This is a genomic window from Sphingomonas aquatilis (assembly GCF_014196115.1).
GTDB lineage: Bacteria > Pseudomonadota > Alphaproteobacteria > Sphingomonadales > Sphingomonadaceae > Sphingomonas > Sphingomonas aquatilis.
On the sequence record NZ_JACIDB010000007.1, the window covers coordinates 89,664 to 111,293 of the forward strand.

Here is a 21,630-nt window from a genome sequence, read left to right on the forward strand (position 1 = left end):
GCCGGCAAAGGCTCCCCGCCCCCCTGCCCCGCCCCCTGCTCCACCGCCCCGAACACAACGGTCGATCGGTGCGTTGTCGGCACGGTTCGAATCAGCTGCTGTCACGAACTCGTCACATACAGGGTCCACCGCGGACATATGGCTACGACGCTCACCGCCGCTTCCCCCCAAACGGCTGCACGCGGCCCGCGGCTCGACGGGCATCTGCATCCCGCCGGCCGCTGGATCTTCCTGGCCGTCCTGATCGGCGCGCTGGGCTATGCCGGCGCGAGCATCCTGACGGACACGGCAGAGGTCGGCGAAACGCTGGCGACGGGCGTCTTCCTGTTCCTCGGCCTCGCGCTGCTGATCGCGCTCGGGTTCGAATTCGTGAACGGCTTCCACGACACCGCCAACGCCGTCGCCACCGTCATCTACACCCACGCCATGCCCGCGCCGCTGGCCGTCGTCTGGTCGGGCGTGTTCAATTTCCTCGGCGTGCTCGCCTCGTCCGGCGCGGTCGCCTATTCGATCATCACGCTGCTGCCCGTGGATCTGGTGATCAACACCGGTTCGGCGGGCGGGTTCGCGATGATCTTCGCGCTGCTGCTGGCGGCAGTGCTGTGGAACCTCGCGACCTGGTATGTCGGCCTGCCCAATTCGTCCAGCCATGCGCTGATCGGCTCGATCCTCGGCGTCGGCCTCGCCAATCAACTGCTCGCCCGAGGCTTGAACGGCACGTCGGGCGTCGACTGGCATCAGGCGGAGAAGGTCTTTTCCGCGCTGTTCTTCAGCCCGTTGATCGGCTTCACCGCCGCCCTCGTGCTTTTGCTGGTGATGAAGCGCTTCCTTCGCGACCCCAAGCTCTATCGCGAACCCGACACGCAGGCGCCGCCGCCCAGGGGCATTCGGGCGACGCTGATCGCCACCTGCACCGCGGTCAGCTTCGCGCACGGCAGCAACGACGGGCAGAAGGGCATGGGCCTGATCATGCTGATCCTGATCGGCTGCGCGCCCACCGCCTATGCGCTGAACCGCACCGTCCCCGAAAGCGCGACGCCCGCCTTCGTCGCACAGGCGCGCTCCGCCGCGGAAATCTACGCGCGCCAGCCGGGGCCGGAACCGACGGTCGATATCGCCCGCGCCACCGTGACGCGCGGGCTCGCCGAACGCCGGGTCGATACGCCCGCCATGTACGGCGCACTCGCCTCGCTGTCGCGCGATGTCGGCGACAAGCTCGAAAGCTACGGATCGCTCGGCAAGGTGCCCGCCGCTGCCACGCCCAACCTGCGGGGCGACATGTACCTCGTCCTTGATGCCGGCAAGCTGATCGTCGCCGACGAAGGCGCCCGCACCCACTTCACCGCCGCCGAGATCGACGGGATCAAGGCCTATGGTAGCCGGTTGGAACAGGGCACGCGCTACATTCCGCTCTGGGTGAAGATCACCGTCGCGATCGCTTTGGGCCTCGGCACGATGGTCGGCTGGCGACGGATCGTCGTCACCGTCGGCGAACGGATCGGCAAGACCCACCTCACTTATGGCATGGGCATGTCGGCCGAAGTGGTGACCGCGGCGACGATCCTGCTCGCGGATCGCTTCGCCATGCCGGTGTCCACGACGCACATCCTGTCGTCGGGCGTCGCCGGCGCGTCGGTCGCGAACGGCGCGGGCCTGCAATGGCGCACCGTGCGCAACATGGCGCTCGCCTGGTTCATGACGTTGCCCGCCGCGATGCTGTTGTCGGGCGTGCTCTACTGGATCCTGCTCACCGTGCTGCGCACGACGATGGCCGCTTAAGCGCAACACTTCCGTAACCTCGCCGTGACCGCGGCGTCACATCGGCAGGCTATGGATCGCCCATAAGGGAACAGCGGGTTCCCGTGGGGGCCACGCATGACCACCGACACGACCACCGCCGATATCCTCGCCTTCGTGCCGCAGCGGCCGACCGTGCCGGAGGCTGCGGGCGTCACGCGCCGCCGCTACCGCACGATCTGGATTTCGGACGTCCATCTCGGCACCCGCGGCTGCAATGCCGACATGCTGATCGACTTCCTCGACCATGTCGACAGCGACCAGCTCTATCTCGTCGGCGACATCATCGACGGCTGGCGTCTCAAGAAGCGCTTCTACTGGCCGGCGAGCCACAACGACGTCGTCTGGCGCCTGATGAAGCGCGCCAAGCGCGGCACCCGCGTCACCTACATCCCCGGCAATCATGACGAGGTGTTCCGCCAGTTGGCCGGCATGGACTTCGGCGGCGTCAAGATCCGCCGCAAGGCGATCCACACCACCGCCGACGGCCGCCGCCTGCTGGTGCTGCACGGCGACGAATTCGACGCGATCACGCTTGCGCACCGCTGGGTCGCGTTCATCGGCGACAGCGCCTACACCGCGCTGATGGTGGTGAACCAGTGGCTGAACGTCGCACGCCGCCGCCTCGGCATGCCCTATTGGTCGCTGTCGAAGCATGCCAAGGCGAAGGTGAAGAACGCCGTCGCCTTCATCTCGCATTTCGAAGAGGTCGTCGCCCATGCCGCGGGATCGCGCGGCGTCGATGGCGTGGTGTGCGGGCACATTCACACCGCCGAAATTCGCGATATCCAAGGCGTCGCTTATTATAACGACGGCGATTGGGTGGAGGGTTGCACCGCCCTGGTCGAACATTTCGACGGCCGCATGGAGCTGCTCCATTGGGCGGATGAGATTGCGGCACGCAATGCCCCGGCCAGCACCGATAGCGTGATCCGCGCCGCCTGATGCGCATCGCCCTCGTCACCGACGCCTGGGCGCCCCAGGTCAACGGCGTGGTCCGCACGCTCACCGCCGTCCGCGACGAGTTGGAGGCGCAGGGCCATCGATTGCTGGTGATCTCGCCCGATCGCTTCGCCAGCCTGCCCTGCCCCAGCTATCCCGAAATCCGGCTGGCGCTGGCGCGCAGCGGTACGATCGGGCGGCTGATCCGCGACTTCGACGCGGATGCGGTGCATATCGCCACCGAAGGTCCCCTGGGCCTTGCTGCGCGGCGCTGGTGCGTCGGCGAAGGCGTGCGCTTCACCACCGCCTATCATACGCAATTTCCCGATTATGTCGCGGCACGCACCGGCGTGAATGCCGAATGGATCTGGCGCTACATCCGCTGGTTCCACGCGCCCGCTGACGCCATCCTCACCTCGACCCCCTCGGTCGATGCGGTGCTGCGCGCGCATGGCCTGCCGCATTTGCGCCGTTGGGGCCGCGGCGTCGACCTCGCGACCTTCACCGCCGATGGGCCGTGCGATCCCGTCATCACGGCATTGCCAGGCCCGATCCAGCTCTACGTCGGCCGCGTCGCGGTTGAAAAGAATATCGAGGGGTTCCTCCAGTCGACGACGCCCGGCAGCAAGGTGGTCGTGGGCGATGGCCCGGCGCTGGCGATACTGGCGGCACGCTACCCGCAGGCGCATTTCCTCGGACCGCGCTTTGGCGCGGACCTCGCCGCGGCCTATCGCAGCGCCAATGTGCTGGTCTTCCCCAGCCGCACCGACACGTTCGGACTGGTGATGATCGAGGCGCTCGCCTGTGGCACCCCCGTCGCGGCACTGCCCGCGCCGGGGCCGGTCGACGTGCTGGACGACAGCGTCGCTGCGATCGACGCCGACCTCGACGTCGCTATCCCGCGCGCGCTGACCCGCGACCGCGCAACCTGCACTGCCTATGCCGCCCGCTTCACCTGGGCGAGCAGCGCGGCCCAGTTCCTCGACAGCCTCGCGCCCCTGCGCGCGCTGGAGAGCCGCGCGGCCTAGCCGTCCGCCAGCGCGAACCACAGGCGCGCTATCCCCGCCTGGCGGGGTTCACCGTGCCGCGCCTTCGATTGCTGTCCGCTCTTGCGGCACGGTGAACGGGTTAAATGGTTTACTCGAGTCCACCACCCAGCGAGCGGTATAGTTCGACAAGGTTGCTGATGCGTGTCAGTCGGGTCGTGACCAACTGCTGCTGTGCCGCATACGCGGAGCGCTGCGAATCCAGCGTGTTGAGGAAGGATTCCACCCCCGCCCGATAACGCGCGTCGGAAATGCGCAGCGCGACGTTCGCCGCCCCGACACGGGCGGTCTGCGCCGCAATCTGTTCGTCTATCGTACCGCGCTGTGCCAGCGCATCGGCGACCTCGCGAAAGGCGGTCTGGACCGTCTTCTCATAGGTCGACACCGCCGCCTGCTGCGACGCCCGCGCATAATCGACATTGCCCCGCAGCCGTCCGCCATCGAACAGCGGCAGCGATACCGACGGCGCGCCGGTATAGGTGAAGCTGCCGCCCGCGAAGAGTCCGCTCAGCGCCGTGCTGATCGTCCCCAGCGTCGCGGTCAGCGAGATGCGCGGGAACAGAGCCGCTCGCGCCGCACCGATATTGGCATTCTGCGCGATCAGCTGGTGCTCGGCCTGCAACACGTCTGGCCGACGCAGCAGGACCTCGGACGACAGGCCTGCGGGCAGCACCTGCAACGCGGCATCGCCATTGCCCAGCCCCTGCGGCAGCAGGTCCGCCGTCACCGGCGTACCGACCAATAGGTCGAGCGCATTCTTGTCCTGCGCCACCCGCGTCTTCAGCACGGCGATATCGTTGCGCGCGCTCTGATAGCTGGTTTCCGCCTGCCGCGCTTCCAGTTCGGATGCGACACCGATGCGGAACTGCGCCCGCGTCAGCTCCAGCGATTGCTCGAACGCCTTCAGCGTCTCTTGCGAGATGCGCAGCTGATCCTGATCCAACCCCAGGGTCGCCCAGGCCGTCGCGATCTCGGCGATCAGGCTGATCCGCGCGGCGCGCTGCGCCTCTTCCGACGCGAAATACTGTTCCAGCGCGGCGCGGTTGAGGTTGCGGACGCGGCCGAACAGGTCGAGCTCGAAGGCCGAGAAGCCAGCATTGACCGAATAGAATTCCAAATTCGACGAATTGGACCCCACCGCCGCGCCACCAGCCCCGGCACCCACGCCGCCACCGGTTCCCGCTCCGGCTCCGGCACCTGCGCCGCTACCCGCACCGGCACCTGCACCCGCCCCGGCGGAGGCGCCGCCGAAGATGTTGTTGGTATAGGTCCCCGACCCCGACACCGTGGTCGACGGCACCAGATCGGCCCGCTGGATGCGATATTGCGCCCGCGCTTGCAGCACGTTGGCCGCGGCGACCCGCAGATCGCGGTTGTTCTCCAGCCCCAGCGCGATCGTCTTGCGCAGCCGGTCGTCGGTGAAGAACGTCTGCCAGCCGATCTTGCTGACGTCGGGCGCATCGGTCGCGGCGGCCGGATACACGCCGCCCTGCGGCAGGGCCGCGGGCACCGCGCCTTCGGGCCGCACGTATTTCGGTGCGAAATTGCACCCCGCGAGCGCGCTGGCGCCCAGCAGCGCGAGGACGATTTTGCGTGTCATCACCACTCAGGCTCCCTGCGGACGGGGCGCATCGCCCTCGCCGTCCGCGTCATTGCTGTCATGCGGCCTGTCCTCGACGGGCCGCTTGCCGTCGTGGCCGTGCCCGAACAGGCGCAGCACCACGACGAAGAACATCGGCACGAAGAAGATCGCGAGCAGCGTCGCCGACAGCATGCCGCCGACCACCGCACGACCGATCGCATTCTGCCCGCCCGCTCCTGCGCCGGTCGAGATCGCCAGTGGCAACACACCGAAGATGAAGGCGAGGCTGGTCATCAGGATCGGGCGCAGACGCAGCTTGGCCGCCTCCACCGCCGCGTCGAATGGCCGCATGCCTTCGTTGATCCGCTCTTCGGCAAATTCGACGATCAGGATCGCGTTCTTCGCCGAGACGCCGATCGTCGTGATCAGACCGACCTGCAAATAGATGTCGTTGTTGAGGCCGGTCAGCCACGCCGCCAACACCGCACCCGGCACGCCGAGCGGCACCACCAGCATCACCGAAATCGGCACCGACCAGCTTTCGTACAGCGCAGCGAGGCACAGGAACACGATCAGCAGCGACAGGCCGTACAGCGCGGGCGCCTGACCGCCGGACAGCCGTTCTTCGAACGACAGCCCCGTCCATTCGAGCGCGGTGCCCGGTGGCAGCTTGGCGTGAATTTCCTCCATCGCCTGCATCGCCGCACCCGTGCTGAGGCCCGGGCCCGGCGAACCCTGCAACTGCATCGCGGGCTGGCCATTGTAGCGGGTCAGCTGCACCGGGGCATTCGCCCATTCCAGCGTCGCAAAGGCGGTGAACGGCACCATCTGACCCGTGCCGTTCCGCACGTACAGATCGCCGACATCCTCCGGGCTGAGGCGATAGGGCGCATCGGCCTGGACGTAGACGCGCTTCACGCGGCCACGATCGATGAAGTCGTTGATATAACCCCCGCCCCACGCCGTCGCGATCGTCGAATTGACGTCGGCAAGGTCGAGACCCAGCGCGCGCGCCTTGTCCTCGTCGATCTTCACCTTCAGCTGCGGGGCGTCATCCAGGCTCAGCGGGCGGACCTGCGCCAGGCGCTTGTCCTGCATCGCCATGCCCAGCATCATGTTGCGGGCCTGCACCAGCTTTTCGTGACCGATGCCGCCGGTGTCGACCAGCTGCGCATCGAAGCCGGTCGCATTACCCAGTTCCTGCACGGCCGGCGGCACCAGCGCGAAGATCAGCCCGTCCTTATACTGGCTGAACGCGCCCATCGCCCGTCCGACGATCGCCTGCGCCTTGTTGTCGGCCCCGCTGCGCTCGTCCCACGGCTTCAGGTTCACGAAGACCAGACCGGCATTCTGCCCCTGCCCTGCGAAGCTGAACCCGTTGATCGTGAACACGCCAGCGACGTTGGCACCTTCGGCGTTCATGAAGTGATCGCGGACGAGGGTAAGCCCCTTGTCGGTGCGCGCGCTCGTCGCGCCGGCCGGGCCCTGCACCAGCGCCAGCACCGTGCCCTGATCCTCGTCGGGCAGGAAGCCCGAGGGCAGGCGCGTGAACACCAGCACCATGCCGCCGACGATCAGCGCATAGACCAACAGCGATCGCTTCCAGCTGCGCGCAGTGCGCTTCACGCCGCCTTCGTACTTCTGCTGACCGCGTTCGAACCGGTCGTTGAACCAGCGGAAGAAGCGCGCGAACGGCCCGTTGCCTTCCGCCTTGTCCGGGTCGTGCGGCTTCAGGATCGTCGCGCACAGCGCCGGCGTCAGGATCAGCGCGACCATGACCGACAGCACCATCGCCGACACGATCGTGATCGAAAACTGGCGATAGATCACGCCGGTCGATCCGCCGAAGAACGCCATCGGCAGGAACACCGCCGACAGGACGAGGCCGATGCCGATCAGCGCGCCGCTGATCTCGTCCATCGACTTGCGCGCCGCATCCTTGGGGCTGAGATGTTCGGTGACGATCAAACGCTCGACGTTCTCGACCACGACGATCGCGTCGTCGACCAGCAGGCCGATGGCGAGCACCATGCCGAACAAGGTCAGCGTGTTGATCGTGAAGCCCGCCACCGCCATCACCGCGAAGGTGCCGAGCAGCACCACCGGCACCGCAATCGTCGGGATCAGCGTCGCCCGCCAGTTCTGGAGGAACAGGAACATCACCAGGAAAACAAGGACGACCGCCTCGATCAGCGTGTGGATCACCTGCTCCACCGACAGCCGCACGAACGGCGTGGTGTCATAGGGGTAGATGACCTTGACGTCGGCGGGCAGCGTCTTGCCGATCTCCTGCGCGCGCGCCTTGACCAGCTCCACCGTGTCGAGCGCATTGGCACCCGCGGCAAGGCGCACGCCGAAACCGGACGCGGGCTTGCCGTTGTACTGGACGTCGAAGCCGTAATTCTCCGCGCCCAGCTCCACCCGCGCCACGTCGCGCAGCCGTACGACGGCGCCCGCGGTGGTGGTCTTCAACCGGATCGCGCCGAACTGTTCGGGCGTCTGGAGGCGCGACTGCACGCTGACGGTTGCGTTCAGCATCTGCGACTTGGGAGCAGGCTGCGCGCCGATCTGACCGGCGGACACCTGCGCGTTCTGCGCCTGGACCGCGGACGTCACGTCGGCGACGGTCAGCGCATAGCTGTTGAGCTTGATCGGATCGAGCCAGATGCGCATCGCATATTGCGCGCCGAACACCTGCAATTCGCCGACGCCGGACACGCGGCTGATCGGATCCTGGAACTTCGACACGACCATGTCGGACAGGTCGGTGTTGCTGTGCGACCCGTCGGTGGAGACGAGACCGACGTCCAGCAGGAAGCTGGCGGAAGACTTCGTCACCTGAATACCCTGGCGCTGCACCTCCTGCGGCAACAGCGGCGTCGCCGCCTGCAGCTTGTTCTGCACCTGCACCTGGGCGATGTCGGGGTTGGTGCCCTGTTCGAAGGTCAGCGTGATCGTCACCGTCCCCGCCGAGGAGGACGAGGACGAGAAATAGCGCAGGTTGTCGATGCCCTTCAGCTGCTGCTCGATGATCTGCGTCGTCGTGCGTTCCAGCGTTTCGGCATCGGCACCCGGATAGCTCGCGGTGATCGCGACCGCGGGCGGCGCGATTTCCGGAAACTGCGCCACCGGCAGGCTGCGGATCGCGATCGCGCCGGCCAGCATCATGACGATGGCGATGACCCATGCGAAGATGGGTCGATCGATGAAATAGCGTGCCATGGTTCGTTACTTCGCCTGGCCCTGCGCCTGCGGCTGCCCTTGCGGACCGCCGGCAGGCTTGGCGTTCGGATTCCACGGCTCGCCCTTCACCGGCATGCCCGGCCGCAGCATCATGCCGCCTTCGACGATCACCTTGTCGCCGGGCTTCAGCCCGCCCGTGACGAGCCAGTTGTCGCCAATCGTTCGCGTCGTCTGCAAGCTGCGCGGCTGCACCTTGCCATCGACGCCGATCACCATCGCAGTCGCCTGACCCTTTTCGTCGCGCGTCACTGCGCGCTGCGGCACCAGCATGCCATTCTGCTTGATGCCCTGCACCAGCGACGCACGCACGAACATGCCCGGCAGCAGCAACCCGTTGGGATTGGGGAACAGCGCGCGGATCACCTGCGATCCGGTCGTCGGATCGACGGTGACGTCGGCAAAGCGCAATGTCCCCTGCGGGCCATAGGCCGTGCCGTCCTCCAGCGTCAGCTTCACGGGCGCATTGCCGTCGCGCAGCAGCTGACCGTCCATGATCTGCTGGCGCAGCTTCAGCAGGTCGGCACTCGACTGCTGGATATCGACGTACACGGGATCGAGCCGCTGGATCGTCGCCAGCGCCTCGGTCTGCGACGCGGAGACGAGCGCGCCGGTCGTGAACACCGACCGGCCGATCCTGCCGCCGATCGGCGCGCGGATCGTGGTACGCGCCAGATCGATCTGCGCGGTACGCAGCGCTGCCTGCTGCGCCGCAACGTCGGCGCGCGCCTGCTGCGCGCTCGTCTGGGCGTTTTCATATTCCTGGCGGGCGATGGCGTTGATCTTGACCAATTCGCCATAGCGGCGCGCCAGCGCCTCGCTCGACGCGATCGCAGCACGCGCGCGGGCCAGCGCCGCACGGGCACTGGCGACCTGTGCCTGATAGGGCGCGGAATCGATGCGATACAGCGGCTGGCCTGCGCGGACCATGTCGCCTTCGGTGAACAGGCGCGCGCGGATCAGGCCGTTGACCTGCGGCCGCACCTCGGATGTTTCGAAGGCGGTGGTGCGCCCCGGCAATTCGGTGGTCAGCGTCACCGGCTGTTCGCGCACGACGACATAGCCGACCGTGGGCGGCCCCTGCGGCGCCTGCTGCTGCTGTTGCCCCTTGCCGCCGCAGGCCGTGAGCGTTCCGCCCAGAACCAGTGCCAACGCTAGCGTCGCCGCGCCGTGTCGCTTATCCGCCATGCCGAAATGTCCGATTTTGATTTTTTGTGAGTGATCGATCACTCACGCTCTGGTACAACCGGATTCGAACGGGCGTCAACCCGTGCCGGGACGAGGATGGAATGAACGACGCGAATTTTTGTTGCACCGCACCCAGGAATAAAGCGGACGCGCGTCGTGAACGTGTGATCGAGGCTGCTCGCAAGCTCTTCATCGACAAGGGTTTTCACAGCACCGGCATCGCGCAGATCGCAAAAGAATCGGGCATTGCGGTCGGGCAGCTGTATCGCGACTTTTCTGCCAAAGAGGACATCGTTGCCGCGATCGTCGACGCCGACTGCTGCGCGTTCATGGCGGGCGATTCGCTGCGCACCGCCATCGAAAACAACGACGCGGCCTTGGTGCGCGACTGGTTGCACCAGTTCATCACCGCAGAGGACGACGAGGAGGACGTCGAAAATTCGCGCCTGTTCGCGGAAATCGTTGCGGAGGCGGGACGCAACGAACGGATTGCGGCGATCTTTCGCAGAATCAACGACGACGTCCGCGGCCTGATGCTCAACGCGTTGGAAATGCTCGCCCCCTCGCCCCGGATGGCGGAACGGCGCGCGGTCCTGTCGGACATGATTTCAACGATGGCGCTCGGCATGCTGCATCAGGAGCTGATCCGCCGCGATTTCGATCGCGGTCCGCTAGCGCGGGCGTTCATCGTCACGGTCGACCGGGAAATCGACGCAATGCGCGCCGAGGGGACACCAGATCAGACGATTTGAGCCGAAGCGCTCCTAGCGGCTCGGCCACATCGCCAGGCTGGTGTCGACCATCCGCTCGAGCTCGTCGCGCTTGGCGCCCGAGCCCGCCTGCACCGCCATCCCCTGCAACAGCGCGTAAAGATAGCTGGTAAGACCGCTGATATCGACCGCCGCGGGCAGATCTCCATCCGCCTTTGCCCGCTCGAACCGTTCGACCAGCGCCGCCTGCGACGAGGCACGGCGCGCGATCATCTCGCCACGGACCGAGTCGGCTTCCGACCCGCAGGGCATGGTGGCGATCACGCCCAGGCACCCCTTGGGTTCACCGGGGCTTGTCTGCATCGCCAAGGCGCCGCGCAGGATCGTCTCGGCGACGCCACGCGCGGTCGGCTGCTCCAGCGCCGCGCGCATATATTCCAGCTTTTCCTGCTCGTAGAGGTCGAGCGCCTTGTGAAACAGCGCCTCCTTGTTGCCGAAGGCGGCATACAGGCTGGGGCGCGTGATCCCCATCGCCTCGGTCAAGTCGGCGAGCGACGTGCCTTCATACCCCTTACTCCAGAAGACGCGCAGCGCTGCGGCAAGGGCCGTATCCGTGCAAAATTCCCGCGGACGCCCCTTTGCACACGGGCCGGGTGACGCGGTAAGAACGCTTTCCATATCGCTCAGTATAGAAAGTCTGGCGCGCCGAACAACACCGTATCGGCACTACCGCTTACGCGGCGCGTTTTCCGGGCTGGCGTTGCCGCGGAGCCGCGCCCTTCGTTCCCATGATCTGCCGCGCGACCGCCTCGGCGATCTTGATACCATCCACCGCTGCCGACAGAATGCCGCCGGCATAGCCCGCCCCCTCACCCGCCGGAAACAGACCGATCGTATTGAGGCTCTGCAAATCGTCGCCCCGCGTGATGCGGATCGGCGATGAGGTGCGCGTTTCCACCCCCGTCATCACCACATCGGGGTGATCGTAGCCCGCAATCTGCCGTCCGAAGACCGGCAGCGCCTCGCGCATCGCCGCGATCACGAAATCGGGCAGGCAGGTCGCAAGGTCGGTCGGCGTCACGCCCGGCCGATATGACGGCGCGATCGATCCCAGCGCGGTCGACGGCCGCCCCGCCAGGAAATCCCCCACCCGCTGCGCCGGCGCCTTGTAGCTCGATCCGCCCGCAACGAACGCCAGTTTCTCGATCTGGCGCTGCAGCGCAATGCCGGCGAGCGGATCGCCCGGATAATCGCGCGCCGGATCGATCGCGACGACGAAGCCCGAATTGGCGTTGCGCTCGTTGCGCGAATATTGGCTCATGCCGTTGGTGGCGACCTGCCCTTCCTCGGACGTCGCCGCCACCACCGTGCCGCCGGGACACATGCAGAAGCTGTAGACCGTCCGCCCGTTCGAACAGTGATGCGAAATATGATATTCGGCCGCGCCCAGAATGGGATGGCCGGCGTTGGGGCCGAAGCGCGCCTGATCGATCCAGGATTGCGGGTGCTCGATCCGCACGCCGATCGAAAAGGGCTTGGCCTCGATATAGACGCCCGCCTCGTGCAGCATCGCGAACGTGTCGCGCGCGCTGTGCCCGACGGCGAGCACCACCTGCTCCGCCTCCAGATAGTCGCCGTTGTGCAGGTGCAGCCCGCGCATCCGGCGCGTGCCATCCGCGTCGACCGCGACGTCGATGCCATCGACGCGGCGTTCGAAGCGATATTCGCCGCCCAACGCCTCGATCGACGCCCGCATGCTCTCGACCATCGTGACCAGCCGGAACGTGCCGATATGCGGGTGCGCTTCGGTCAGGATTTCCTCGGGCGCGCCCGCTTTCACGAACTCAGTCAGTACCTTGCGGTCGAGATGCCGAGGATCCTTGATCCGGCTGTAAAGCTTGCCGTCCGAGAACGTGCCCGCCCCGCCCTCACCGAACTGGACGTTTGACTCGGGGTTGAGCTCGCTACGCCGCCACAGACCCCAGGTATCCTTGGTCCGCTCGCGCACCACCTTGCCGCGATCGACGATGATCGGGCGAAACCCCATCTGGGCGAGGATCAGGCCCGCGAACAGACCGCACGGCCCCGTCCCGATCACCACCGGCCGTGGCCCGCTGTAATCCGCCGGCGCCTTGGCAACGAAGCGGTAGCCGGTGTCCGGCGTCGGCCCAACGTTGCGGTCGCGGCGGCAGCGGGCCAGCACCGTGCCCTCATTCTTCACCGTCACGTCGACGGAATAGACGAGCTGGATGTCCATCTTGTCGCGCGCGTCATTGGCCCGTCGCGCGACCGTATAGCGCACCAGATCGCGCGGCCCGATCCGCAGCCGATCCCGAATCGCCGCCGCCAGCGCCTCCTCGGGATGATTGAGGGGGAGTTTCAGCTCGTTGATGCGCAGCATGCGGCCCGGATAGCCGATGCGATGGGCGCTCGCCAGTCCGCGCTGGGATCGCCTAGCCGATGCGCGCCGCCTGCCCCGCCACGACGGCCCAGCCGACGCCGGTATTTCGCCAGAGGCGGGTGTAGGCATAATGTCCGTCGATCACGGCATCTGCGAACCGACCGATGAGCGTCGCCTTCGTCGTCACGAGCACCATGTCACCGATGACGGTATAGCGGGTGTCGGACAGGTCGAGGCGGCTCAGTTTCAGCAGGCCCTCGGCATGCGCAGCCAGATCCTGCTCCCGGTTCAGCACGCTGCCGTCCGGTCCGGTGAAGACCAGCGCCGGATCGATCAGCATCGACAGGGTCGCAACGTCCCCCGCCACCATCGCCGATCGCAACCGTGCCTCGCAGCGTTCGACCTCTGCTACGCCATCCATGCCACCCTCCTGCGCAACGGCGGCAGCATCGCTACCACCGTCCATCGGATACGCTACGGCCCAGCAGCTCGTCCACCCGCCGCCGCGTCGCGGGAGACGCCGCCGCGGGCAAGGCATCGGTTGGGAAGAAGCTCGCCTCGGCGAGTTCGACGCCAGCGATCTGTGGCGTGTCGGCGGTCGTGCCACGGACGAGCCATACCGTATCGCGCCGTCCCTCGGCGCGTGCTTCCCATCGTCCGACGACCTCGGCCGCATCCAGCCGACACCCGGTTTCTTCCATCAGCTCGCGCAACGCCGCCGCGATTGGCGCCTCACCCCGCCCGATGCCGCCGCCCGGCAGCATCCACAGATCGGACCGGCCGTAACGATGCCGCGCCAGCAGCACCCGGCCCGACGCGTCGAACGCCATCACCTTCACACCGCGCGTCCGCCACCCGAGCAGCGCCATTGCGCGGCGACGCAAGCGATAGGCGAGATCGATCAGCGGACGCATCCCGTATGTTCTATCGGTTCGCGCGGGCGTCCGAAAGCTTGCCCTTGCCCGCCGAACCGGCAATGACGCGCGGGTTCAAGGGGAGCCGTTCATGTCCATCCTGTCCGACCGCTGGATTCGCGAGGCCGCGCAGACGCAGGCGATGATCGAGCCCTTCGTCGAAAGCCAGCGCCGCGACGGCTGCATCAGCTATGGCCTGTCGTCCTACGGCTATGACGCGCGCGTGGCGGATGAGTTCAAGATCTTCACCAACGTCGACAGCGCGGTGGTGGACCCCAAGGACTTCGCGTCGAACAGCTTCGTCGATCGCAAGACCGATGTGTGCATCATCCCGCCCAACAGCTTCGCGCTGGCCCGCACGGTCGAATATTTCCGCGTGCCGCGCGACGTGCTCGTGATCTGCCTCGGCAAATCGACCTACGCCCGGTGCGGGATCATCGTGAACGTCACGCCGCTGGAGCCGGGCTGGGAAGGCCATGTCACGCTGGAATTCTCCAACACGACCCCGCTGCCCGCCAAGATCTACGCCAATGAAGGCGCCTGCCAGTTCCTGTTCCTGAAGGGCAACGAGCCCTGCGAGACCAGCTACGCCGACCGCGCCGGCAAATATATGGGCCAGCGCGGGGTCACTCTGCCCCGCCTGTAATCCCCACGGGCCCGCCCCGAGCCGCCCGGCCGCGGGGCTACCCCGCGGCTCAGCGCGTTGCGAGCGTCGTCGATGTCAGCCGTGACAGGCCTCGCGTCGCCACGTCATGCGAGGAGAGCACGGCGCCGTTCGGCATATCCATCGCCACCGCCGGCCGCTCCAGGACGCCGCGATACAGCGCGCGGGCATCCGCCGTCCGCCCCGTGCGCAGATAGGCCGCCGCAAGGTTGAGCATCAGTTCGGGGCGATCCGGAAAAATCCGGCGCTCGGCCTCGATCTGCTTCGCGGCCGTCGCGAAATCACCAGCTGCGATCGCCTGATAGCCGGTGCGGTCCGCCGCCAGAGCCGGCGTCGCCAGACATGCACCCGCGAGCATTGCTGCCACCATCACACGCATAGCACCATCTCCTTCCCTGCATGACGTGCAGGTTTCACTTTTATGACACTAACGTGTCACTTCGAAGACAGAGTCGCAAGCGATTTGATCGGCTGTCGGGCGCACCGCTGACGATCCGGTCCCCCAGGCCTGCGTAGAAACCGGCAATATCGTGCAAATGCAGCGCGCTCGGGCGCAATCGCGCGCCGATCGCATAGCGGCGCAGGTCCGGCGATCCGGCATCCCGCCAACCCGACGTCAGCCAGCGCGCCTGTGGTACATCCCCGCATCCTACCCGCCCCGCATCATGAAACAGGCACAGGCGCGACCGTTCGAGGGCGCGCAGTCGCCGCTGGGTCGGGCGTATGTCCCACCCATCCGCTTCGTAAACGGCGATCCGTGTTGCGGTATCGGGCTTCAACGTCAGCAGCCGCGGCCGTGGGGCGAGGCATGAGACGTCCAGCAAGACACCCAGAAACCTGTCGAGCTCGCGCAGGCAATTGCCCACGTAGCGGGCGCGGACCACCGCCTGTGGCCCCTCCACCATGGGATCGGCCCAGGGCGCAAGTCCCGCGATATGACGCGCGCCCTGTTGCAGCGTCGCATGGGCAAGCGCGACCGACGTTTCCGGAACGGCGGGATAACGGGGCGTTACGCGTGCGGCGACAGCCGACGCTCGGCCCGTCACGACAGAATGGTCGGGGGGATCGTTTCGCGCGCCAGCCGGTCGGCACGCAGGCGCTCGGTCCGCTCGGCGCGACTGGCCATCGCATCCCAGCTTGCGGCGGCGCGCTCGGACTGAAGACGGACATTATCCAGCGTCGCTGCATCGGCGACACCACGCTGGATCATCGCCTGACGGCGGCAGAAGGCGGCATCGTTCGACATGGTTCAACCCCGGACGAGAAACGAGAAGCCGACACCGCCCCTAACGGACGGCGTCGGATCGATGTCAGGCGGCGAGGATCAGTCGACGCTGTGCAAGTTGACCGCGGCCATCTTGCCGCGGCGATCCTCTTCCAGGTCATAGCCGACGCGCTGGTTCTGGGTCAGCGTGGCAAAGCCGGCGCGCTCGACCGCCGAGATGTGGACGAACGCGTCCGTGCCGCCGCTCTCAGGCGCGATAAAGCCATACCCCTTGTCGGCGTTGAAGAATTTGACGGTGCCGATCGTGCTCATGGGAAATCCCTTCTTTCGTGACAGGCGGAACGCGTGTCGCTGCGCCTGATGCCGGGCTGCAGGGAAAGAGGGAGAAAGGGTCGCAGAGCGCCGATAAACCGTCGATATGCGACTATAGCGAAAGGGATATGGGCGTGGGGTGCCCATTCTGCAAGGGGGGCGCGGTCGAGGGCACGTTTGTCTCTCCATTGAGGACCGGCACTTAGGGCTTTGAAGGCTCTTGCGGCGTTCGGGGCGCCTGCTGGGTAGCGAACGTTCAATAAGGTGCTCTGACCGAGGCCGGGGGATGTTCGGCGAGGCGACAGCTTCTCTGGGCCTGAGCCAAGCTGTCAGGGTGAGCGTACGGACGCCCGTTGCTGGGTCTCAAGCCCGTTAGCTGTCTACGCTCATACAAAAGAGGCTCCTGACGATCTTCGAAAACCATTGCCGCAGCGCAGGTTGGGGTGTCGCGCGGCTGTCGCCTAGCCCTTGTCTGGAAATGCCTACTTTGGCGGGGCCACGACGATAGCGGTTTCGCGCGGTCCTTCCTGACCGTCCCCCAGACGTATTCAGGCGGCCACCGCGCCATGAGAACAACAGTGTCTGGATTGTGCGGGCCAGTGAATGCCGGGCCAAGTCCGGCATGACGTAGCGGCCCTTTGCAACCGCCTCCACGAAGGCTGGAATAGTGCCCCGCCACGCGTGATCGGCCGAGCACCCGCTCAGCATATCCAGCCATCCGTTACATTGGCTCAGCGGTCCCACAAGGCCCGACCGAAGCAACCCCTCCGCCCTGACGCACAAAAAAAAGGCGGCCCCGGATGGGACCGCCCTGTCATCGTACCGATCGGCGTCGATCAGAAATCGTTGCGATACTGTTCGTTGCCGATGAAGCCGAGCTTCGTGACCGCCGAGCGCTTGATCACCGCCAGCGTCTGGTCGACCTTGTCGTACTTCGCCTGCGGGTCCGGCTGGAAGTGCAGTTCCGGCTCCGGATTAATCGCCGCAGCGGTGTCCAGATACTGACGCAGCGTCACCTCGTCGACCGGCTGACCATTCCACGAGACCGTGCCGGCCGCGTCGATGATGATCTTGTTCTTCTGCGGATCGACCGGCGGCTTCTGGTTACGCGGATCGTTGACCGGAAGGTCGACCTTCACCGCGTGCGTCGGGATCGGAAGGGTAATGATGAACATGATGAGGAGCACGAGCATGACGTCGATCAACGGCGTCGTGTTCATGTCCATCATCGGCTCGCCGTCGTCCGAGCCACCACTCATTGCCATGTCAAATACTCCTGGGTCGGGCGGGGCAGATCAGCCACCCGCGGGTGGCGGCTGCGAGATGAAGCCGACCTTGGCGAAGCCTGCCTGCTGCATCGTGTAGATGGTGCCGCCGATGCACTTGTAGGGCGTGTTGACGTCGCCGCGGATATGGACTTCGGGCAGTTCGAGGTTCGGGTTACCCGCTCCGCCCTGGCGTTCGATCTCCAGCTTCAGCTTGTCGACCGCGCGGGTCAGCAGGTCCTTGCTGGTGATCGGCGACGTGCCCCAATAGACGAGGCAGTTGCCGTCCGGGCCGCTCGTCACCGACAGCAGCACGTTTTCGGGCTTCGTCGTCGTCGGATCGAAACGGACCTTGGGCAGAACGATGCCCTTGACCGTCTGGATCGCCACCGGAACGGCGATCAGGAAGATGATGAGGAGCACCAGCATCACGTCCACGAGTGGCGTGGTGTTGATGTCCGACATCGGTTTCTCGGAGGAGCCTCCTCCTCCAGTGCTCATCGCCATGTGCGAGCTATCCTATCCATTCCTTATGGCCGGACGCCATCTGCCGCAGTGGACGAAGCCACGGGCACCGGCGCCGGCGGGTTGCGGGATGGGCCGATGCCGGCACATCCCGCAGCCTCGTCGCTTACGGGCGCGTCTGCACGCCACCGGCCTGGCCGGCGGTCGTGGTCGCGGCAACCGGCTTCACCGGCGCCTTCGAAGCGGCACCTGCGATCGTCGGCTTCACGGCGCCGTTCGAAGCGAGGAAGCCCAGCACGTCGTTCGAGAAGGCCGACAGGTCTTCCGCGATCGACTTGTTGCGGCGCTGCAGCCAGTTGTAGGCGAGCACGGCCGGAACCGCGACGACCAGGCCGAGCGCGGTCATGATGAGCGCCTCACCGACGGGGCCTGCGACCTTGTCGATCGAGGGATCGCCCGACGCGCCGATCTTGATCAGCGCGCGGTAGATGCCGACCACGGTGCCGAACAGACCGATGAACGGTGCGGTCGCGCCGACGGTCGCGAGGAAGGCGAGACCGCCACCCAGCTTCGAGTTGATCGCCGCTTCCGAGCGGGCGAGCGAACCGTGCAGCCAGTCGTGCGCTTCGACCGGATCGGTCAGCTTGGCGTGCTGGTCCTGCGCCTGCAGGCCGTCGTCGACGAGCTGCTTGTAGGCCGAGTTCTTCTCGAGCTTGGCCGCGCCTTCACGCAGGTTGCTCGACTGCCAGAAGCCCTGACGAACGCGCTTCGCCTGGTTCATGATCTTCTGCTGCTCGAACAGCTTCGAGAACAGGATGTAGAAGGAGACGATCGACATCAGCACGAGGATCGTGAAGACCGACTGCGAGATGAGGCCGCCTTCCTTCAGAGCGGCCTGCAGGCCGAACTGGTTTTCGGCTGCCGCGGTGCCGCCGGCCGCGAGAATGGTGGTGAGCATTTGGGTTAAATCCTTGTCAAACGGTGTAGAAGTTCGGGGAGGATCCGCCCGTCGTCCGGCCTATTCCGGATAACGGGCGGGCCGCATCATTCCTTCGGGATCTTCCAGACCACGCGCCGGGTCTGCGTCGTGGCGATCGGGTTACCGCTGGCGTCCTGCGCCGGGGTATAGCGTCCCCGCCGTGTGATCGCCGCACAGGCTGCACGATCGAGAGCCGACGAGCCGCTGGACGAAGTCGTCCGGCAATTCTCCACCCGGCCAGCGGTGCTGATCGTCCAGGCGATCACACTAGTGCCCTCTTCGTTGTTGCGAAGCGAGCTGGGCGGATAGTCGTCGTTCGTGATCCACGCCGACGGGTCACCCTTCGCACCCGCAGCCTTGCTGACGACCGGCGGGGCCGGCGGCGCAGGGGGAGCAGGCGGGGCCGGCGGCGCTGCGATCGGCGTCAGATTGACGGCCGGCGGCGGCGTCGTGACCGTCTGGATCACCACGGGCGGCGGATTCGGATTCTGCACGATCGGCGGCGGCGACACCACGGGCGGCGGCGTCATCGGCGTATCGGGCGGAGGGGGCGGCGGTTCGTCCGGCGGCGGGGGCGGCGGCTCCTCGACGTCGAACGTATTAAGCTTTTCTTGGGCCTTCTTCACGTATTGGTACGCGAGCCCGGTGACGAAGGCATAGCCCAGCGCCGCATGGATGAGCACGACGATGAAAATCGCGACCATCTTGCCACCGGACATCTTCTGGTCAGCATAGGCCATTCAGCAACGACACTCCCTAATCTCGTGGTCCTCGCGGCGCCTGGGGGAAGGACACGCGTAGGCCACTGCCCCGGCTGCGCCGGATATGGCAGTGCCGTCAGTCCTATCGCCCCGTTCCCCGCCGCGCAAACGCTTTGTCGGACGCAACAAACGTACAATCGCTTCGCGACAGAATTATTTCTGTATCGTTCAGGCGCGCTGGGCTAGCGCTACCGCCATGATCAGCGCCTTTCACCGTCGGCCGGCCGCCCTGCTCGCCTGCCTCGCCTCGGCCGTATCCAGCCCCCTTATTGCCGCACAAATGCCGCAGAATTCCGCGGTTTCGGCCACAAGCGCCTCACCCGGCATCGGCGCGCAAGCCGCGCCGCCCTATGCCGACATCGCCGATCTGGTGATCGCGTCGCCAATCATCGCGGACGCCACGATCCGCTCGGCCCTGAAGCTGAAGGGCGCCGATTCGGCCGGCGTCGCGCCGGGCATGACACGCTATTATGTCGAGGCCGATCTGGTCGCGCTGGTGCGCGGCGCAGGCGGATTGCCACCGCGAATCGGTTATCTGCTTGATGTGGCGCCCGATTCGGCAGGCCGCCAGCCAAAGCTCAAGAAACTGCGCGTCCTGCTGTTCGGGCGGAGCGTGCCGGGCACGCCGAATCAGATCCAGCTCGTCGCGCCCGATGCACAGATTCCCTGGTCCCCAACCGAAGACCAGCGTGTCCGCGCGATCGCACAAAGCCTCGTCGCCGCCGATGCGCCGCCCGTCGTCACCGGCATCGGCAACGCCTTCCACGTACCCGGCGCGCTGCCCGGCGAAGGCGAGACGCAGGTGTTCCTGACCACTGCGAACGGTGCGCCCGTCTCGCTGACGGTGCTCCGCCGGCCCGGCGAGCAGCCGCGCTGGGCGGTCGCGCTGTCGGAGATCGTCGACGAGGCCGCTGCACCGCCGGCACGCGATACGTTGCTCTGGTATCGTCTGGCCTGCGCCCTGCCCGCTGCGCTACCCGATCGCAGCACGGCCTCGCTCGATCCCGCCAATGCGGAGCTCGCGCGGCAGGACTATCGTTTCGTCCTGGAACAGCTCGGCCCCTGCGGCCGGACGCGCACGCTGCGCTGATCCGGCCCGCGCCGCCGTTTACCGACGGTGACGGACCAGCGTGACCCCGATCGATTCGCCCGCCTCGGCGATGGCGAGTTTCACGATCTTCACCTCGACGCGCAGCACACGCTCGTCGGCGAGGAACAGCGTCTCGCAGATATGGTCCGCGACCGCCTCGATCAGCGTGAAGTGCAACCCTTCGGGCAAAGCGGTGGTCGCCGCATGTTTCAGATCGAGATAGTTTTTCGACGCCGACAGCGGCGTATCGGGCGCGAAATGATCCGGGCAGCGCAGGTCGACGGTCAGGTCGATGCGCAGCGGCTGCGGCAGGTGCGTTTCTTCCGAATAGATGCCGGTGAGCACCTGGACTTCGAGGTCATGGACCTGCAGCTGAAGACGGTCTTGCATGGGCGGCGCCTCTAGCAAGCCTGCTCGCCGGACGCGAGGGCGGTGCGATCCTTGCGCATTCCGCTTGCCATCCGCCCCCGCGCGCGTCATGCGCGCCGCCGCCCGCTGTCGGGCGTGAAGGACCCCTGCCCGTGATCGCTTTCGTGCCGCTGGCTGATATCGATGGCGCCGCCGTCGAGGCGCTGCTCGACCGTGCGTTCGGCACCGACCGTCACGGGCGTACCGCTTATAAGGTGCGTGGCGCCGCCGCCGCAGTGCCCGCGCTCAGCGTCGCCGCGGTGGAAGACGGCACGCTGATCGGCTCGATCCAGTGCTGGCCCGTCCTGCTGACCGGTGACGATGGCGTCGGTCACCGTCTGACCATGATCGGTCCGGTCGCGGTCGAGCCGGGGCGGCAGCGCGATGGCATCGGCCGCCGCCTCATGACGCAGGCGCTCGACGCGGCGGCGGAGCATGGCCTCGATCGCGCGCTGATGCTGATCGGCGACCCGGAATATTATACGCGCTTCTTCGGCTTCGACGCATCGCGCACCGCCGGCTGGCGCCTGCCCGGCCCGGTCGAACGCCACCGTCTGCTCGCGCGCGGTGCCGATGTGCCTGCCATCGATGGCATGCTGGGACCGATCACCTCGCCAGCGGCGCACGCAAACGCCTGACCC

Annotated in this window: 23 protein-coding genes; 7 read left to right on the forward strand and 16 right to left on the reverse strand. The window is 66.6% G+C overall.

The genetic code is table 11. The features are described from left to right. Window positions 1–138 precede the first annotated feature (138 nt). The 3 genes from GGR47_RS14460 to GGR47_RS14470 all read left to right on the forward strand — a co-directional run bounded on the left by GGR47_RS14460 (window position 139) and on the right by GGR47_RS14470 (window position 3,767). Window positions 139–1,779 (forward strand): inorganic phosphate transporter, encoded by a 1,641-nt coding sequence (locus GGR47_RS14460; RefSeq protein ID WP_147034851.1) that lies wholly within the window; start codon window positions 139–141, stop codon window positions 1,777–1,779. A gap of 96 nt (window positions 1,780–1,875) precedes the next feature. After that, window positions 1,876–2,742 (forward strand): UDP-2,3-diacylglucosamine diphosphatase, encoded by an 867-nt coding sequence (locus GGR47_RS14465; protein WP_147034850.1) that lies wholly within the window; start codon window positions 1,876–1,878, stop codon window positions 2,740–2,742. Then, window positions 2,742–3,767: a glycosyltransferase family 4 protein gene (locus tag GGR47_RS14470; RefSeq protein WP_147034849.1), complete on the forward strand. Its 1,026-nt coding sequence runs from the start codon at window positions 2,742–2,744 to the stop codon at window positions 3,765–3,767. The genes GGR47_RS14465 and GGR47_RS14470 overlap by 1 nt, the downstream gene beginning before the upstream one ends. A gap of 109 nt (window positions 3,768–3,876) precedes the next feature. Here the strand turns inward: GGR47_RS14470 and GGR47_RS14475 are convergent, their stop codons facing one another. The 3 genes from GGR47_RS14475 to GGR47_RS14485 are packed head-to-tail and all read right to left on the reverse strand — an operon-like array spanning window position 3,877 to window position 9,795. Next, window positions 3,877–5,385 (reverse strand): efflux transporter outer membrane subunit, encoded by a 1,509-nt coding sequence (locus tag GGR47_RS14475; protein WP_183949579.1) that lies wholly within the window; start codon window positions 5,383–5,385, stop codon window positions 3,877–3,879. A 6-nt stretch (window positions 5,386–5,391) separates the two neighbouring features. Then, complete coding sequence (locus GGR47_RS14480) at window positions 5,392–8,589, reverse strand: efflux RND transporter permease subunit (RefSeq protein WP_147034847.1); 3,198 nt, start codon at window positions 8,587–8,589, stop codon at window positions 5,392–5,394. A 6-nt stretch (window positions 8,590–8,595) separates the two neighbouring features. Continuing rightward, window positions 8,596–9,795, reverse strand: coding sequence for an efflux RND transporter periplasmic adaptor subunit (locus GGR47_RS14485; RefSeq protein WP_183949574.1), 1,200 nt, complete (start codon window positions 9,793–9,795; stop codon window positions 8,596–8,598). 101 nt (window positions 9,796–9,896) lie between these two features. Between GGR47_RS14485 and GGR47_RS14490 the strand changes: the two genes are divergently transcribed. Then, complete coding sequence (locus tag GGR47_RS14490; RefSeq protein WP_244304928.1) at window positions 9,897–10,547, forward strand: TetR/AcrR family transcriptional regulator; 651 nt, start codon at window positions 9,897–9,899, stop codon at window positions 10,545–10,547. 12 nt (window positions 10,548–10,559) lie between these two features. Here the strand turns inward: GGR47_RS14490 and GGR47_RS14495 are convergent, their stop codons facing one another. The 4 genes from GGR47_RS14495 to GGR47_RS14510 are packed head-to-tail and all read right to left on the reverse strand — an operon-like array spanning window position 10,560 to window position 13,820. Further along, complete coding sequence (locus GGR47_RS14495; protein WP_147034846.1) at window positions 10,560–11,183, reverse strand: TetR/AcrR family transcriptional regulator; 624 nt, start codon at window positions 11,181–11,183, stop codon at window positions 10,560–10,562. Between the two features lie 55 nt (window positions 11,184–11,238). Further along, window positions 11,239–12,906 carry an NAD(P)/FAD-dependent oxidoreductase gene (locus GGR47_RS14500; RefSeq protein WP_147034845.1) on the reverse strand — a complete coding sequence of 556 codons (1,668 nt, stop codon included), beginning with the start codon at window positions 12,904–12,906 and terminating at the stop codon, window positions 11,239–11,241. Window positions 12,907–12,958: 52 nt separating this feature from the next. Next, on the reverse strand, window positions 12,959–13,327 hold the full coding sequence (locus tag GGR47_RS14505) for a nuclear transport factor 2 family protein (RefSeq protein ID WP_183949575.1): 369 nt from the start codon (window positions 13,325–13,327) through the stop codon (window positions 12,959–12,961). 31 nt (window positions 13,328–13,358) lie between these two features. Then, window positions 13,359–13,820: an NUDIX domain-containing protein gene (locus tag GGR47_RS14510; RefSeq protein ID WP_147036369.1), complete on the reverse strand. Its 462-nt coding sequence runs from the start codon at window positions 13,818–13,820 to the stop codon at window positions 13,359–13,361. A 91-nt stretch (window positions 13,821–13,911) separates the two neighbouring features. On the opposite strand from GGR47_RS14510, the gene dcd reads away from it, so the two are divergent. After that, a complete protein-coding gene (gene dcd / locus GGR47_RS14515; RefSeq protein WP_017979400.1) occupies window positions 13,912–14,466 on the forward strand; it encodes a dCTP deaminase in 555 nt (184 codons plus the stop codon). Window positions 14,467–14,515: 49 nt separating this feature from the next. Here dcd and GGR47_RS14520 read toward each other — a convergent pair whose 3' ends face one another. The 8 genes from GGR47_RS14520 to GGR47_RS14555 all read right to left on the reverse strand — a co-directional run bounded on the left by GGR47_RS14520 (window position 14,516) and on the right by GGR47_RS14555 (window position 19,470). After that, window positions 14,516–14,863 (reverse strand): tetratricopeptide repeat protein, encoded by a 348-nt coding sequence (locus GGR47_RS14520; RefSeq protein WP_020486549.1) that lies wholly within the window; start codon window positions 14,861–14,863, stop codon window positions 14,516–14,518. 40 nt (window positions 14,864–14,903) lie between these two features. Continuing rightward, window positions 14,904–15,530: a hypothetical protein gene (locus tag GGR47_RS14525; RefSeq protein ID WP_244305084.1), complete on the reverse strand. Its 627-nt coding sequence runs from the start codon at window positions 15,528–15,530 to the stop codon at window positions 14,904–14,906. Further along, window positions 15,527–15,730, reverse strand: coding sequence for a hypothetical protein (locus tag GGR47_RS14530; protein ID WP_043060644.1), 204 nt, complete (start codon window positions 15,728–15,730; stop codon window positions 15,527–15,529). Before GGR47_RS14530 ends, GGR47_RS14525 begins: the two co-directional genes overlap by 4 nt. A 78-nt stretch (window positions 15,731–15,808) precedes the next feature. Beyond that, the gene (locus GGR47_RS14535) at window positions 15,809–16,021 is read right to left on the reverse strand and encodes a cold-shock protein (protein ID WP_017979404.1); all 213 of its coding nucleotides are present in this window, start codon (window positions 16,019–16,021) and stop codon (window positions 15,809–15,811) included. An 836-nt stretch (window positions 16,022–16,857) separates the two neighbouring features. Further along, window positions 16,858–17,286: an ExbD/TolR family protein gene (locus GGR47_RS14540; RefSeq protein ID WP_024310303.1), complete on the reverse strand. Its 429-nt coding sequence runs from the start codon at window positions 17,284–17,286 to the stop codon at window positions 16,858–16,860. 30 nt (window positions 17,287–17,316) lie between these two features. Further along, window positions 17,317–17,793 carry an ExbD/TolR family protein gene (locus tag GGR47_RS14545; protein ID WP_024310304.1) on the reverse strand — a complete coding sequence of 159 codons (477 nt, stop codon included), beginning with the start codon at window positions 17,791–17,793 and terminating at the stop codon, window positions 17,317–17,319. A gap of 124 nt (window positions 17,794–17,917) precedes the next feature. Then, on the reverse strand, window positions 17,918–18,709 hold the full coding sequence (locus GGR47_RS14550; protein WP_017979407.1) for a MotA/TolQ/ExbB proton channel family protein: 792 nt from the start codon (window positions 18,707–18,709) through the stop codon (window positions 17,918–17,920). An 86-nt stretch (window positions 18,710–18,795) separates the two neighbouring features. After that, complete coding sequence (locus GGR47_RS14555) at window positions 18,796–19,470, reverse strand: energy transducer TonB (protein ID WP_017979408.1); 675 nt, start codon at window positions 19,468–19,470, stop codon at window positions 18,796–18,798. 301 nt (window positions 19,471–19,771) lie between these two features. Between GGR47_RS14555 and GGR47_RS14560 the strand changes: the two genes are divergently transcribed. Further along, window positions 19,772–20,581 (forward strand): hypothetical protein, encoded by an 810-nt coding sequence (locus GGR47_RS14560; RefSeq protein WP_147036371.1) that lies wholly within the window; start codon window positions 19,772–19,774, stop codon window positions 20,579–20,581. 18 nt (window positions 20,582–20,599) lie between these two features. On the opposite strand, the gene GGR47_RS14565 is transcribed toward GGR47_RS14560, so the two are convergent. Further along, a complete protein-coding gene (locus tag GGR47_RS14565) occupies window positions 20,600–20,971 on the reverse strand; it encodes a dihydroneopterin aldolase (protein ID WP_017979410.1) in 372 nt (123 codons plus the stop codon). A 131-nt stretch (window positions 20,972–21,102) separates the two neighbouring features. On the opposite strand from GGR47_RS14565, the gene GGR47_RS14570 reads away from it, so the two are divergent. Beyond that, window positions 21,103–21,627 (forward strand): GNAT family N-acetyltransferase, encoded by a 525-nt coding sequence (locus GGR47_RS14570; RefSeq protein ID WP_147036368.1) that lies wholly within the window; start codon window positions 21,103–21,105, stop codon window positions 21,625–21,627. Window positions 21,628–21,630: the final 3 nt, after the last annotated feature.